The sequence below is a fragment of the Streptomyces xanthii genome (assembly GCF_014621695.1).
GTDB classification, from domain to species: domain Bacteria; phylum Actinomycetota; class Actinomycetes; order Streptomycetales; family Streptomycetaceae; genus Streptomyces; species Streptomyces xanthii.
Window position 1 is genome coordinate 7,556,764 of sequence record NZ_CP061281.1, and the last position, 13,496, is coordinate 7,570,259.

11 protein-coding genes and 2 pseudogenes are annotated in these 13,496 nt (G+C 71.2%); 9 read left to right on the plus strand and 4 right to left on the minus strand.

The window, feature by feature from the left end; all coding sequences use genetic code 11:
* Position 1 precedes the first annotated feature (1 nt).
* The gene (locus IAG42_RS34310) at positions 2-1,348 is read right to left on the minus strand and encodes a family 2 encapsulin nanocompartment cargo protein terpene cyclase (protein WP_188340852.1); all 1,347 of its coding nucleotides are present in this window, start codon (positions 1,346-1,348) and stop codon (positions 2-4) included.
* A gap of 108 nt (positions 1,349-1,456) precedes the next feature.
* Complete coding sequence (locus tag IAG42_RS34315) at positions 1,457-2,869, minus strand: family 2B encapsulin nanocompartment shell protein (protein ID WP_188340853.1); 1,413 nt, start codon at positions 2,867-2,869, stop codon at positions 1,457-1,459.
* Positions 2,870-3,351: 482 nt separating this feature from the next.
* Here IAG42_RS34315 and IAG42_RS34320 point away from each other — a divergent pair, with 482 nt between their 5' ends.
* Both IAG42_RS34320 and IAG42_RS34325 read left to right on the plus strand, forming a co-directional pair.
* Entirely contained in the window at positions 3,352-3,894 is a 543-nt protein-coding gene (locus tag IAG42_RS34320) for a nuclear transport factor 2 family protein (RefSeq protein WP_188340854.1), read from the plus strand.
* Between the two features lie 327 nt (positions 3,895-4,221).
* On the plus strand, positions 4,222-6,627 hold the full coding sequence (locus IAG42_RS34325; protein ID WP_188340855.1) for a glycosyl hydrolase family 95 catalytic domain-containing protein: 2,406 nt from the start codon (positions 4,222-4,224) through the stop codon (positions 6,625-6,627).
* Positions 6,628-6,656: 29 nt separating this feature from the next.
* On the opposite strand, the gene IAG42_RS34330 is transcribed toward IAG42_RS34325, so the two are convergent.
* Positions 6,657-7,238, minus strand: coding sequence for a TetR/AcrR family transcriptional regulator (locus tag IAG42_RS34330; RefSeq protein WP_188340856.1), 582 nt, complete (start codon positions 7,236-7,238; stop codon positions 6,657-6,659).
* Between the two features lie 137 nt (positions 7,239-7,375).
* On the opposite strand from IAG42_RS34330, the gene IAG42_RS34335 reads away from it, so the two are divergent.
* The 6 genes and pseudogenes from IAG42_RS34335 (at position 7,376) to IAG42_RS34355 (ending at position 10,582) form a co-directional block, all read left to right on the plus strand.
* Positions 7,376-7,954 (plus strand): TetR/AcrR family transcriptional regulator, encoded by a 579-nt coding sequence (locus IAG42_RS34335; RefSeq protein WP_188340857.1) that lies wholly within the window; start codon positions 7,376-7,378, stop codon positions 7,952-7,954.
* A gap of 228 nt (positions 7,955-8,182) precedes the next feature.
* Positions 8,183-8,863 (plus strand): urease subunit gamma, encoded by a 681-nt coding sequence (gene ureA, locus IAG42_RS38680; protein ID WP_223206289.1) that lies wholly within the window; start codon positions 8,183-8,185, stop codon positions 8,861-8,863.
* Positions 8,772-9,041: pseudogene (locus tag IAG42_RS38685) on the plus strand (hypothetical protein); the annotation flags it as partial. The gene ureA and the pseudogene IAG42_RS38685, both read left to right, overlap by 92 nt.
* A pseudogene (locus IAG42_RS38185) lies at positions 8,932-9,246 on the plus strand (serine/threonine protein kinase); the annotation flags it as partial. The pseudogenes IAG42_RS38685 and IAG42_RS38185, both read left to right, overlap by 110 nt.
* Positions 9,247-9,251: 5 nt before the next feature.
* The gene (locus tag IAG42_RS34350) at positions 9,252-9,785 is read left to right on the plus strand and encodes a hypothetical protein (protein ID WP_188340858.1); all 534 of its coding nucleotides are present in this window, start codon (positions 9,252-9,254) and stop codon (positions 9,783-9,785) included.
* A gap of 131 nt (positions 9,786-9,916) precedes the next feature.
* A complete protein-coding gene (locus IAG42_RS34355) occupies positions 9,917-10,582 on the plus strand; it encodes an MSMEG_1061 family FMN-dependent PPOX-type flavoprotein (protein WP_188340859.1) in 666 nt (221 codons plus the stop codon).
* Between the two features lie 96 nt (positions 10,583-10,678).
* Here the strand turns inward: IAG42_RS34355 and IAG42_RS34360 are convergent, their stop codons facing one another.
* Positions 10,679-11,170, minus strand: a complete 492-nt coding sequence (locus tag IAG42_RS34360) for a MarR family winged helix-turn-helix transcriptional regulator (protein WP_188340860.1) — start codon at positions 11,168-11,170, stop codon at positions 10,679-10,681.
* A gap of 152 nt (positions 11,171-11,322) precedes the next feature.
* On the opposite strand from IAG42_RS34360, the gene IAG42_RS34365 reads away from it, so the two are divergent.
* Entirely contained in the window at positions 11,323-13,458 is a 2,136-nt protein-coding gene (locus IAG42_RS34365) for an MMPL family transporter (RefSeq protein ID WP_188340861.1), read from the plus strand.
* Positions 13,459-13,496 lie beyond the last annotated feature (38 nt).

Here is a 13,496-nt window from a genome sequence, read left to right on the forward strand (position 1 = left end):
CCTACCAGAAGTCCGGCAGGCTGTAGCGATAGGTGTTGGTCTGGTGCCAGTGGTGGTTTCCGTCGACCCATGCGGCCACGCCCCGCAGGAAGCGGTGCACGGTCGGGATCGGGCAGTCGGCGGCCAGGGCCGCGGCGTTGCTCTCGAAGGCGTGCATGAGTTCGTTGTGGACCTCGACCGCCTTGAGATAGGCGTCCCGGTCGGACATGTCCTCACGCGCGGCGATCACGACGGGCAGGTTGAGGTGAGTCCCGGGAGCGTCGAGCTCCTTGGTGTACGAGTACAGGTCGTTCACGATCGTCGTGGCGTTCCCGGCGAGCGCGATGACCTTCTGCATGGCGGGCTGGGCGTGCAGGTCCGCCGGCAGCTCGTAGCCGCCGACGGTGTCGGTGATGGTCGGACAGGGGCGGAAGTTGTTGAACTGGCGCATCGCCAGGTACTCCCACACCTCGGGCACGTGCTCCATCTGGGCCCAGGCCGCTTCGGCGAGGTACCCCAGGTGGAGCCGGGCCATGTCGTGCCGGTACCGGTCGCTCTGGGAGGGGCTCGCCGCCTGGTCGAAGTAGCCCATCGCGGAGCGGTAGGCGCGCCGGGGCGCGTCCGAGCCGAGGGACTTCGCCCAGGGGGCCTGGTACTCCTCCGTCGTGTACACGGGGTCGAGCGCGGTGTGCGCGAGGAGGAGCCGCTCGCCGAGGCCGTCGGGCGAGCCGCCGTGGTCCTCGCAGTAGCAGTCGTCGACCGCGTTCTCGGCCACCATCAGGCGGGTGGCGATCATCAGGTGGTCGACGGTGGGCGCGTCCGGGTGGCAGCCGACCATGTAGCGGCCCACGGAGAAGCCGTCGAACTGCTCCTCCCACTCCTCGGGATACAGGGAGACCTCGTCCAGCGCCCAGGACTTGATCCGGCGGCTGACCTCCTCCACCCGTACCGGATCGGGCTCGGCCACCGGGTGGTGGTAGAGCCCCGGGATCGGGGTGCCTTCCGCCGGGGGCTCCGGCGGCGCGGGGTCCGTCGGCACCTGCACGCGTGGGGTCAGGCGCAGGCCCGCCGTGCCCAGGCCGCGGGGGCCGCCCAGGACCCGCCCCAGGTCGGGGACCGGTGCCGCCACGGCCGGCGTCACGGCCGCGGGGGCCTCGGCGGACCGCGGTGCCGGTGCCGGAACTGAGGCCGCGGGTGGTGCGGCTGGCGTCGGCGCGCCGGACGGTGCGCCGACGTGACTGGTGACGTGACCGATGACGGCCTGGATGTCGCGGGCACGGGCAGCGGCTTCGGCGAGGAAGTGCGCCGTGGAGCGGGCAGCGGCCGCCGGCAGGCTCGACTGTGGTGGTGTCGTCTCGGGGGCGGGCATCGGGTGGCTCCTTCGTGGGGTGGGCGGCTGTCCCGGGGCCCCTCGCGGCAGGGGCGGCCGGCCCGGACGGTCCGGGGTGGCCGCACCATGCCGTGCGGGCCGGGCCCGCTACCTGGGCCAGCGGCCGATCTGTACGTTCTCCAGCACGCCGACCGCGTCCGGCACGAGGATGGCGGCGGAGTAGTAGGTGCTGACGAGGTAGGACGTGATGGCCTGCTCGTTGATGTTCATGAAGCGGACCGACAGGCCCGGTTCGTACTCGTCCGGCAGCCCCGTCTGGTGCAGACCGATGACGCCCTGGTTGTCCTCGCCGGTACGCATGCAGAGGATGGAGCTGGTCCGCTCCTTCGTGATGGGGATCTTGTTGCACGGCAGGATCGGAACGCCGCGCCACGCCGGGACCTGCTGGCCGCCGAGGTCGACGTGGTCCGGGTAGAGCCCCCGGGCGTTGAACTCGCGCCCGATCGCCGCGATCGTCTTGGGGTGCGCGAGGAAGAACTTCGACCCGCGGCGGCGGCACAGCAGCTCGTCCAGGTCGTCCGGGGTGGGCGGGCCGGAGTGCGGCTGGAGGCGCTGCTTGAAGTCGGCGTTGTTGAGGAGGCCGAACTCCTTGTTGTTGATGAGCTCGTGCTCCTGGCGTTCCCGCAACGCCTCGATGGTGAGCCGGAGTTGCTCCTTGGTCTGGTTCATCGGCTCGTTGTAGAGGTCGGCGACCCTCGTGTGGATCCGCAGAATCGTCTGGGCGACCGAGAGCTCGTACTCGCGCGGGTTGAGCTCGTAGTCGACGAACGCGCCGGGCAGCTCGTGCTCCCCGACGTGGCCGGCCGACATCGCGATCTCCGCCTCACCGCGGTGGTTCTGCCGCTGGTGGGGGAGCGAGGTGAACCGGGCGATGTGGTCCCGCAGGGCCGGCGCGGTGGCGAGCACCGACTCGAAGTCGGCGCGCGACAGGGTGAGGAGGGTGCCCGCGGTCGCGGCGGTGGCGGTGTGCTGCCACGGGCCGCTGCCGTCCAGCAGGGCGTGGTCACCGAAGCGGTCGCCGTCGGCCAGGACGTCCAGGGCGACCTCGTCGCCGTACTCGCCGACGGACGTCTGGTTGATGCGGCCGTGGGCGATGAGGTGGAGCTTGTCGGCTCCCTGCCCGCGCTCCACCAGCGTCTCGCCGGCCTCGAAGTCGCGCTGGACACAGCGGTCGGCGAGGGCGGCCAGAACCTCCACGTCGTCGAAGCCGCGCAGCATGGCCAGTTCGCCGAGCTCGCGGGGGATGACCCGGACGTTGCCGCCGTCCTGGATGAAGTCCACGCGTCCGTCGCCGACGGTGTAGGTCAGGCGGCGGTTCACCCGGTAGACGCCGCCCTTGGTCTCCACCCAGGGGAGCATCCGCAGCAGCCACCGGGAGGTGATCTCCTGCATCTGCGGAGCGGATTTGGTGGTGGTGGCGAGGTTGCGGGCCGCCGCCGTGCCGAGGCTGGTTTGCTGGGCTGACTCCGGCTGTACTTCCGGGCTCGAGTCGACAGTCATCGGGGCGAACTCTCCTTGTTCAGAGCGGGGGTGGCACGTCTGCGGGCGTCGTCGGGCAAGGGAGCTGTGCGGATGGGCATCCGTCCAGGTCCGAGTCGACGCTAGGGGCCGCTCCGCGCCCCGGACCATGGGGAACCGGGGACGTTAACTCGATCCGTTGATCATCGCTGGAGCGATGTTTGCCGGGATACCGACAGGTTTCGGCCCGGCTTCGACGGGGTGGGCCGACTGCTCGCCGCCACGCTCATGCGGTGTCACGGCCCGTGCCTGGCCCCGAGGCATCGCAATCACGCCAGGATCCGGACGGGCCGGGGTCACGGTCGGCAGCGGGCTTCGGTATAGGGAACCGACTCGACGCGACGCGGAGTTGAAGTGCCCTACGTGGGCCGCGCAGCTCTGCGGACGAGCCCACTCCCACGAACCCCGCTCGCGCTCCGCATCGACCTAGCATTTGCTTGGTTCTGCCTCGTAGGGTCCTGAGCATGCGAACAGGCCTGAGCTCGTCCCTGTCCCTACGTGAACTGTCCGACCGGCAGCTGATCCACGAAGTGGTTCTGCGGTACTGCCGCGGCGTCGACCGCCTCGACCTCGACCTGGTCCGCTCCGCCTACCATCCCGACGGCGTGGACCACTACACCGGCTTCAGCGGTCCCGTGGACGCGTACCTCGCATGGGTCGAACCTCTGCTCCGGACGTTCGACGGGACCCAGCACATCATCGGCAACCACAGCGTCGAACTGCTCGGCGACCACGCGGTGTCGGAGACGTACGGCACGGCCGTGCACTGGGGCTCACCCGCCGACGACGCGCGGCGCAACTTCACGAGCGGCTTCCGCTACGTCGATCACCTGGCCCGACGGGACGGGCGATGGGCGATCGTCGAGCGGTTCGCGATCCGGGAATGGACCCGCAGCGACGCCGGAACGCGCATCGCTCCAGAGGCGGACGGCCCCCGGCCCCGGCGCGACGGATCCGACCCGCTCCATGTCCTCACCCGTAGCGTCCGCAGGACCGCCGGCTTCTAGGGGGAGCGAGTGGTCCAGTTCTGACATCCGATCTATTCGGGGCGTGGAGTGGAAGCCCAGTGATTCTCTCCCCGGTAGTACCCCCAAGTAGTAAGCGATACCTCTGGTTTCGCCGGGTGACGGCACAGTAAAGGCCCGACCTTTCTCTTGACGCGCTGCACAGGGGTGCAGCACAGTCGGCGCTAGCTCGGGGAGGCACCGTCGGGGCGTCCCTCCCGCACACCTGATGGGTTCAAGTCGCCTGCGCAGCCCGGTATTTGCTCGACGGCCCCGGTCGTCGTCCGCGCGCCGTAAAAGTCCGTAGACACACCAGAGAGGACGACCACCATGAACGAGCCCGGGAGTTCGGGGCCCGATCGTCGCACCTTCCTCAAGCTCGGAGGCCTCGTGGCTGCCGCGCCGGTGATCGCGACGTACGTGGGGGAAACCGAAGCGGCGGCCGCGCAGCCCGCCGACGCGGCGGCCGGGGGAGCGGCGCGGGAGGCCCTGCGGGTCGTCATGGCGGGCGCGGCCGACAGCGACCGGATCCTCATGGAGGGGCTCCCGGTCGGCAACGGCCGCCTCGCCGCCCTGGTCGGCGGCGGCGCCCGCGAACACCTCGCCCTCAACGAAGGCTCCCTGTGGAGCGGAGGCGAGAACCCCAGTGGCGACTACGGCTCGATGGGCAGCTATAAGGCGCTCGGAAACGTCTACATCGACCTCGGCCACGACCCCGCCCTGATCCGTGACCACCGGCGTGAACTCGACCTGGAGACGGGCGTCGTCACGGTCAGCTACACCTACAAGAAGCGTCAGTACGTCCGCGAGACCTTCGCCAGTTTCCCGGACCAGGTCGTCGTCACGACCGTCTCGGCCTCCGCGAGCCACGCCCTGTCGGGGTCCGTCAGGGTCGTCGACGGCGGTGGCCGCACGTCGGGCACCACCCTGGCCCGGCCGGGCCGGCTGTCCGTCTCGGGCGGGATCGGGGGCGCCGGCGTCCGCTACGGATGGCAGGTGCTCGTGGACGCGCCCGGATCCCGCCCGCTCACCGCCGATCAGCCCACCGCCTCGACGTCGTTCACGGGCGCCACCACCCTGACCGTGATCGTCGGGGCGCGCACCGACTACGTGCCCGACGCCGGGCGGTCCTTCCGGTCCGCCACGGATCCGCTCGCCGACGCGACCCGGGACACGACGGCGGCACTCGCCCGCGGAACGCGGTCCCTCCGGAGCCGGCACCTCGACGACTTCGACGCCCTGTTCTCGCGCCAGAGCATCACCCTCGCCGGGTCCGACGACACTCAGCTCGCCGCCCCCACCTTCCAGCGGGTGGAGAACAACCAGACGACACCGGACCCGCAACTCTATGCGCTCTACTACCAGTTCGCCCGCTACCTCGTGATCTCCACGTCGCGCCCCGGCGGGCTGCCCCTCAACCTCCAGGGGCTGTGGAACGTCTCCGACTCGCCGCCCTGGAGCTCGGACTACCACCACGACATCAACATCCAGATGTGCTACTGGCTCTGCGACCCGGGCAACCTGCCGGGCACCATCGACCCGCTGGTCGACTACCTGCACACCCAGATACCGTCCTGGCGCCGGGCCACCCAGGAGGCCGTCCACAAGCCGGGCACGACGCAACCGGTGCGCGGCTGGACCGTCCGCGTCTCGAGCAACGTCTCCGGGGGGCTCGGCTGGGACTGGCTGCCCGCGGGCTGCGCCTGGCTGGCCTGGCACCTGTGGGACCACTACACGTACACACTGGACGAGACCTTCCTGCGGGAACGCGCCTACCCGGTACTGAAGGAGGTCTGCGAGTACTTCGAGGACCTGCTCGTCGACGACGGCACCGGCAAGCTGGTCGTGCCCGAGACGTGGACGCCGGAACAGACCATCGCCGCACCGTGGCGGGTCACCCGCGCCGGCTTCGAGGCCGGAGCCGAGATGCGCCCGTACGAGGACGGCGTCAGCCTCGACCAGGAGCTGGTCTGGGACGCCTTCGGCAACTTCGCCGAGGCCTCCCGGATCCTCGGTCTCGACGCCGACTACCGCGCGACCGTGACCGACCTGCGCGGACGGCTGCACGTGCCCGCGATCGGCAGCTGGGGCCAGGTGCAGGAGTGGTACCCCGACCGGGACGACCCCGAAAACCACCACCGCCACGTCTCCCACCTGTGGGGCCTCTTCCCCGGCCGGCAGCTCACCCCGGACGTCTCCCCGGACCTGGCAGCGGCCGCGCGCGTCTCCCTGACCGCCCGGGGCATCGGCCCGACAGGCTGGTCGGCGGCCTGGAACGCCAACCTGTGGGCCACCCTCGGCGACCCCGACAAGACGATGCAGGCGCTACGGAACCTGACCCAGCCCGTCACCTCCGACCACGGCACGATCGACATGAACTACCACGGCGGCGTCTATCCCAACCTGTTCGACGCCCACCCGCCGTTCCAGATCGACGGCAACATCGGCGGCGCACGCGCCTTCGTCCAGGCGATCGCCGCGAGCTCCCTGGACCACATCGACCTGCTCAAGGCCCTCCCCGCTCAGTGGCCGACCGGCACCTTCACCGGCATCCGCGCCCGCGGCGGCTTCGAACTGGACGTCTCCTGGGCCGACCGGGCCCTGACCGAGGTCACCGTCCGCTCGCTCTCCGGCCGCGCCACCACGCTGCGGTACGGCGACAAGAGCACAGGGATCACGATGGGCAAGGGCGCCACGGCGCGGTACGACGGAGGTCTGCGGCTCATCGAGAGCTGAGGCCGGAGGCCGTGGCGGCCGGCGTGTGCTCAGTGGCCCAGCCGCCCGGTCTCGACGGAGATGGCCTCCCTCAGCAGTTCGCGGGCGTGCGTCAGGGGCAGCGCGCCGCTCAGCCAGCGCGTGCTGAGTCCTTCGAGGAGGCCGGTGAGTCTCTCCGCGGCAGCGGTGAGTGCCGGTGCCGGAGCCGTCGGACGGACCCGGCCGAGGAGCTCCGCGACGTCATGCACCCAGGCCAGCGTGGCCATGGCCAGATCTCCGCGCAGTTCGGGCTCGAAGACCGCGCTGGCGCGCAGCTCGCCCCAGGCCGTGCTGTTCTCCCGGACCTCGGGTGTGTCCTGGAACTCCAGGAGCAAGGACTGTTCCAGCTCCTGGAGGGCGTTTTGCGGGTCGGCGGGATCGTCCGCGTCGTTCGTGTACCGATCGGCGCGGTCGCTGATGAACTCCAGAGTGTGGCGCAGCGTGCCGGCCCGGTCCTTGAAGTGGTAGTAGATCAGCGCGGTGGACACTCCGGCCTCGGCCGCGAGCTCCTCCATGCGCAGCCCGCGGACTCCTCGCCGGGCTATGAGTCGGGCCGCACCTTCCAAGATCGCCGTTCGGCGGTCCGTCGCCACGTGATCCCCTCCTGGGTGGTCTGAACCACCAGTCTCGCATGTTGACTGAATGTTTAGTCAACTATGGTCGAGCGATGACGGTCGTGTCGGTCAGGGCCCGTGATCGTCGCGCGAGGGTGCCGGATAGGATTCGGGGCATGGCGTCTCGCAGCACTCAGATCCTCGAAGCCGCCGCCCGGCTGATCGCCCGGCGCGGGGTCCGTGGCCTGCGCGTGGAGGAACTGGCCGCCGAGGCGGGCGTGTCCACCGCGCTGATCTACTACCACTTCAAGGACCGCACCGGGATCCTGCGCAAGACGCTGGAGTTCATCAGCGACCGCGCCGAGCACTACACGACCCAGGTGGATCCGGATGCCGCGCCGCTGAGCCCGCGCGAGGAGCTGGAGCGGACGCTCCTGCTGGAACTCCAGGACACCCCGGAAGTCCGGGAGAACAGCACGGCCTGGGGTGAGTTGCGGGCCAGTGCCGTCTTCGAGCCCGACCTGCGCGAGGACCTCGCGAGGTCGACGCTGACCTGGGTCCACGAGGTGGCGGCGCTGCTGGGCGGGGTCCGTCCGACCGCCCCGGCCGTTGCCCTCGCCGGAGCCTCCGAGCGTCTCACCGCCCTCCTGGAGGGGCTGAGCATGCGCTGGCTCAGCGGCACGCTCCAGCTCGCCCATGCCCGGACCCTGCTGAGCGAGGCCATCGCCGCCGAGGTCGACGGGCTGGGTCGCTAGCCGCCATCCACGCAGGTCCGGCGTCCGGCGCGGGGCCTGTGCGGGGTCGGCCGAGGCTGCTCTCCGACTCGTCGTTCCCCACTCCCCTCGAACGAGCTGGAGCAGCTGTTACCGGAACCTTGATTGATATTTCAGGCAGTGCCACGGTGGCCGCACATTCCGTTCTGGCGTTCCGGAGAGAAGGAAGCGTCAGCATGCTTGTGACCAGGCCGGCGGATCAGGGGCATCATGCCCTTGCCCCCCACCGAGCGCGACCGGCTGCTGCTCTTCACGGCCGCCGAGCTCGCACGGACGCGTCTGGGGCGCGGCCTGCGTCTCAACGTGCCGGAGGCGACCGCACTGATCGCCGACACCGTCTGCGAGGCGGCGCGCGACGGGCTCCGCCTCGCCGACGCCCTCGAGCGCGGTCGCGCCGTGCTCGGCCCGGCCGACGTGCTCCCCGGCGTGACCGACGTCGTCACGGAGATCCAGGTCGAGGCCGTGTTCGACGACGGCACCCGGCTGGCGGTCATCAGCGCGCCCTTCGGCGACGTGGAGCACGACGCCGCGGCCCCCGGTGCCGTCCTGCCCCACCGGGACGCCCTGCCCGAACCCGAACCGGCCGTCACTGTGGAGGTCCGCAACACGGCGGACGTGCCGGTGAGTGTCACCTCGCACTTCCACTACTTCGAGGCGAATCCCCGCCTGGACTTCGACCGGGCTGCCGCGTACGGCATGCGCCCGACACAGCGATCACTGCGCGCCGGGCGCCGGCCGGCACATCGAGCACCAGGAGTACGCCACCGTCCACGGCCCGCGGGCGGGGGACCGGGTCCGGCTCGGAGACTCCGGGCTCGTCGTCCGGGTGGAGTCGGACGCGCAGGCGTACGGCGACGAGTTCCTGGCCGGGTTCGGCAAGACGGCCCGTGACGGCATGCACCTGGCCTCCCGGGGCGCAGTTCGCCCACGTCCCCCTGTCGGCCGACGATCCTCGAGAGATCGGCGGCTACCGTCTGCGCGCCCGGCTCGGCGCGGGAGGCATGGGGATCGTGTACCTGGCCCATACGCCGGGCGGGCGGCCCATCGCCCTGAAGGCGGTGCGGGGTGAGTTCGCCGCCGACCCGGAGTTCCGCAGGCGTTTCGCCGACGAGGTGGCGAGCGCCCGGCGCATCCACGGCCTGTTCACCGCCCAGGTGGTGGACTCGGGCGTCGACGCACCCACGCCCTGGCTCGCCACCGCCTACATACCCGGTCCCTCCCTCAAGCAGGTCGTGGAGCGACACGGCCCGCTGCCGGCGCGCACGGTGCCGCTGTTCTCGTGGCTCTCGCAGGTGCGGGGTACTACCTCGAGGACCGCCGGGAAGGCGCCCGCCGCGACGCCTCGGACGCCTCGGGTGCCTCCGGGGCTTCTGATGGGCACCGCGCCGCGTCGCCCCGCCCGTCGGTCTCGTCCTCGTCCTCGTCCTCGTCCGAGCCCGTGTACGTCCCCGACTACCAGGACGCCGAACTCACCGCCCCCGACCCCGACTACGAGTTCGACCTCTCGGCCGGGAAGGTCGTCCCGGCCGAGACCGCGGACTGGTATCTGGAGGTGGCCGACGGCGAGTTCGTGCTGCCCGAGGACAGTGACGCGTTCGTGGCCGCCGGGTACGTGCTGAGTCCCGCCGACTGCGTACGGGGCATCGAGCGGGAGCCGGTGACCGAGCTGCCCTATGACGAGCTGGCGGACGAGCGCCCCTTCTGTGTCCGCAGCCCGGACGGGAAGAACCTCGTCATCGTGCGGCTCATCGAGGCGGTGCCCGGTGAGGGGCCCGTCACCGTCGTCATGAGCCGTCACCGCGAAGGCGGCTGACGCTGTGGGTTTCGCCGGAATGTGATGATCAGGCGGTCAAGACCTGCGGGGTCGGCACGTGTGACCCCGCCATGTCCTCGCCCTCGCCGACCGAGATCGATCACAGGTCGGCCCTTTCAAGGTCCGGAGCCATGACAGCACCTGCACCTCGTGCCCTCACCGCCTTCGACTCGCTCCGTCTCGACGCCGTGTCCGACCAGGAGACCCTGCGCCGTGTCTATGCCCTCCCGAGCGACGCGGCCGTGCGCAAGCAGATGACCGAACTCACGGAACAGACCCGGAAGTTGATCCACTGTGCGTCGCTGGTCCTGGTCGCCAGCGCGGACGCCGAGGGCAACTGCGACGTCTCCCCGCGCGGCGGCCCGGCCGGATTCGTCTCCGTCCTGGACGCGCGGACGGTGGCGATACCGGACGCGACCGGCAACAAGCGTCTGGACACCCTGCAGAACGTGATCGCCACCGGGCGGGCCGGGCTGCTGTTCGTCATCCCGGGACGCACCACGACGCTCAGGGTGAACGGCCGGGCGTGCGTCTCCACCCGTCCGGAGCTGCTGTCGCAGCTGACCGCCGTCGGGAAGCCGCCGGCCAGCGCGCTCGTCGTGGGGATCGAGGAGGTCTACCCGCACTGCCCCAAATCGCTCCTGCGCAGCGGTGCCTGGAAGCCGGAGGAGTGGCTGGCAGCCGATGCCCAGCCGACCTCCGCCGAGGTGACCCTGGCGCAGCTGCGGATGCCGGAGCTGACGATCGCCGACGTCGAGCAGGCGGAGGCGGACTCCCTGAAGTACCGGTACGAGTGATCATCGGTCCGCCGGTACGTGCCGTACCGGCGGACGGCGTGGACCCGGTCGGAGGCGACCCGGCGGACCGGCCGGGGGCCGCCGGGAGCGGCCGGGTCAGCGGGACAGAGTCAGTTCCTGGTTCATCTCGGCCAGGAACCGGGCCACGACGCCGAGTTCCTCCGCCGTGAAGTGGCTCCGGGCGGCGTCGGTGGCGCGGGCCAGCGGGCGGAAGGCGTCACGCGCCACCGCCTTGGCCCCCTCCGCGTAGTACAGGTGCACCACGCGGCGGTCGTCGGCCGCGCGAACCCGCCGGATGTGCCCGGCCTTCTCCAGCCGGTCGAGGCAGGCGGTCACCGCCCCCGACGTCAGGTTGAGCTGCCCGCGCAGGCGGCTCGGCGTCATGGGCTCGTCCGGCGCCTCCGTCTCGGCGTCGAGGATCGCGATGAGCGCCTGCACATCCGTGAGGTGCAGGCCCTGTGTGTGGGCGAACTCCTGGGCGATCCGGTTGAACTCGCCGTTCATCCGGCGCAGAAGAACCGCGAACGACTGCAACCCGACGGGGCTCTCGTCGGGAAGAGGGGGTGTGGGTGCGCCGGGACCGCTCATGCCTCTAGAGTACGATCACTCAATCATTGAGATACTTTATTGTTGAGTTAATTTACGGGAGTCCCGTCCGCCGACCGGTCCTGAGGGCCGGTCGCCCGGCGTTCACCGCTCACCGCTCGCCGTCCGTCGTCCGTTGTCTTTCCGGGGATGTCATGAGAACCGCACCGCGCTGGGCCAGGTGGCTCGTACCGCTCGTCCTGCTGATCGTCTGGCTGGGGGTCGGCGGCACGCTCGGCCCCTACGCGGGCAAGCTGGGCGAGGTCGCCACCAACGACCAGGCCGCCTTCCTGCCGCAGAGCGCCGAGTCCACCCGAGTGCTCGACGCGGGCAAGGAGTTCGACCGGTCCGAGACCCTGCCCGCCATCGTCGTGTGGACCGCGGACGGCGCACCCGTCACCGGCGCGCAACGGCAGTCGGCCACCGCGGCCGTCGCAGGCCTCGCGGGGGACACCGGGATCGTCGGACGCCCCTCGCCGGCGCTGCTCTCCGAGGACGGCGAGGCCCTGCAGGCCGTCGTACAGCTGAAGCCCGACCTCGGCGAAGAGCTGCCGGAGGTCCTCGACGAGGTGCGCGCGGCGGCGGAGCGCGTGCCGGGCGTCACCGCGCAGCTCGCGGGACCGGCGGCGAGCCAGGCCGACCTGTCCGACGCCTTCGCCGGGATCGACGGACTGCTGCTCGGCGTCGCCCTCGGCGCGGTCCTGCTGATCCTGCTGCTCGTCTACCGCAGCCTGTTGCTGCCCTTCGTGATCATCATGGGCGCGGTGTTCGCCCTGGGGCTCGCCTGCGCGGTGGTCTACGCGCTCGCCGACCGGGACGTGGTGCGCGTCGACGGCCAGGTGCAGGGAATCCTGTCGATCCTCGTCATCGGCGCCGCGACCGACTACGCGCTGCTCCTCGCCGCCCGCTTCCGGGAGGAACTCGCCCTGCGCGGCGACCGGTTCGAGGCCTCCCGCGCCGCCGTCCGCAGGTCCTTCGGCGCGATCACGGCGAGCGCCGGCACGGTGGCGCTCGGCCTGCTCGCGCTGCTCGCGAGCGACCTCACCAACAACCGTGCCCTCGGCCCCGTCGGCGCCATCGGCATCGTCTGCGCCGTGCTCACGACCGTGACGTTCCTGCCGGCGGTCCTCGCCCTGCTCGGCCGCGCCGCCTACTGGCCGTCCCGGCCGAAGGAGGCGGACGCCTCGGTCGAGGGGCACCGCGTGTGGCAGCGCGTCGCCGCGACGGTGGACCGCCGCCCGCGACGGGTGTGGGCGGGGACCGCGCTGGTCCTGGCCGTGTGCGCGGCTTTCGCCCCTTCGCTCTCCGCCAAGGGCGTCCCGCTCGACGAGATCTTCGTCAACGACGCGCCCTCGGTCGCCGCCCAGCGGACGCTCGGCGAGCACTTCCCCGCGGGCTCCGGCAACCCGGCCGTCGTCATCGCCGACGCCGACCGCGCCGAGGCGGTGCGGACCGCCGCGGAGAAGACCGAGGGCGTGGCCTCCGCCGCGCCGCTCACCACCACGGGAAGGCCCGGTCCCGGTGCACCCCTCGTCGTCGACGGGCGCGTGCGCATCGACGCCACCCTCACCGACGCCGCCGACAGCGACGCCGCAAAGGCCACCGTCGAGCGGCTGCGGGCGAACCTGCACCGGGTCGACGGCGCGGACGCCCTCGTCGGCGGCTACACGGCGCAGCAGTACGACACCCAGCAGACCGCCGCGGACGACCGGGCCCTGATCATCCCGATCGTGCTCGGCATCATCCTGCTGATCCTCGTCCTCCTGCTGCGCTCGCTCCTCGTACCCGTCCTGCTCGTGGCGACCGTCGCACTGAACTTCCTCGCGACCCTGGGGGTCTCGACGCTCGTCTTCGAGCACGTCCTCGGCTTCAGCGGTACGGACGCCTCGGTGCCGCTCTACGGATTCGTCTTCCTCGTGGCGCTCGGAGTCGACTACAACATCTTCCTGATGTCCCGCGTACGGGAGGAGGCCCTGGTCCACGGCACCCGGCAGGGCGTGCTCCGCGGGCTGACCACGACCGGCGGAGTGATCACCTCGGCGGGCGTCGTGCTCGCCGCGACCTTCGCCGCGCTCATGGTCATCCCGCTGGCCTTCCTCGTGCAGATCGCCTTCATCGTGGCCTTCGGCGTCCTGCTCGACACCCTGGTCGTCCGCTCGCTCCTGGTGCCGGCCCTGGTGATCGACATCGGCCCGCGCGCGTGGTGGCCGAGCGCACTGTCCCGGAAGAGCGGTTCCGATCGTCCGTCCGATGCATCCGGGTGTGCCGGTCGCACCGAAGCAGTGCGGTAGGTGTTCGGGTCGGCACCGGCACGGCGGCTACGGCGACG

Bases quoted from the DNA above. Each gene is read 5' to 3' on its own strand.
- IAG42_RS34315 (WP_188340853.1), bottom strand. From the start codon at position 2,869: ATGACTGTCGACTCGAGCCCGGAAGTACAGCCGGAGTCAGCCCAGCAA.
- IAG42_RS34335 (WP_188340857.1), top strand. From the start codon at position 7,376: ATGGCGTCTCGCAGCACTCAGATCCTCGAAGCCGCCGCCCGGCTGATC.
- IAG42_RS34320 (WP_188340854.1), top strand. From the start codon at position 3,352: ATGCGAACAGGCCTGAGCTCGTCCCTGTCCCTACGTGAACTGTCCGAC.
- IAG42_RS34360 (WP_188340860.1), bottom strand. From the start codon at position 11,170: ATGAGCGGTCCCGGCGCACCCACACCCCCTCTTCCCGACGAGAGCCCC.
- ureA (WP_223206289.1), top strand. From the start codon at position 8,183: ATGCCCTTGCCCCCCACCGAGCGCGACCGGCTGCTGCTCTTCACGGCC.
- IAG42_RS34310 (WP_188340852.1), bottom strand. From the start codon at position 1,348: ATGCCCGCCCCCGAGACGACACCACCACAGTCGAGCCTGCCGGCGGCC.
- IAG42_RS34325 (WP_188340855.1), top strand. From the start codon at position 4,222: ATGAACGAGCCCGGGAGTTCGGGGCCCGATCGTCGCACCTTCCTCAAG.
- IAG42_RS34365 (WP_188340861.1), top strand. From the start codon at position 11,323: ATGAGAACCGCACCGCGCTGGGCCAGGTGGCTCGTACCGCTCGTCCTG.
- IAG42_RS34355 (WP_188340859.1), top strand. From the start codon at position 9,917: ATGACAGCACCTGCACCTCGTGCCCTCACCGCCTTCGACTCGCTCCGT.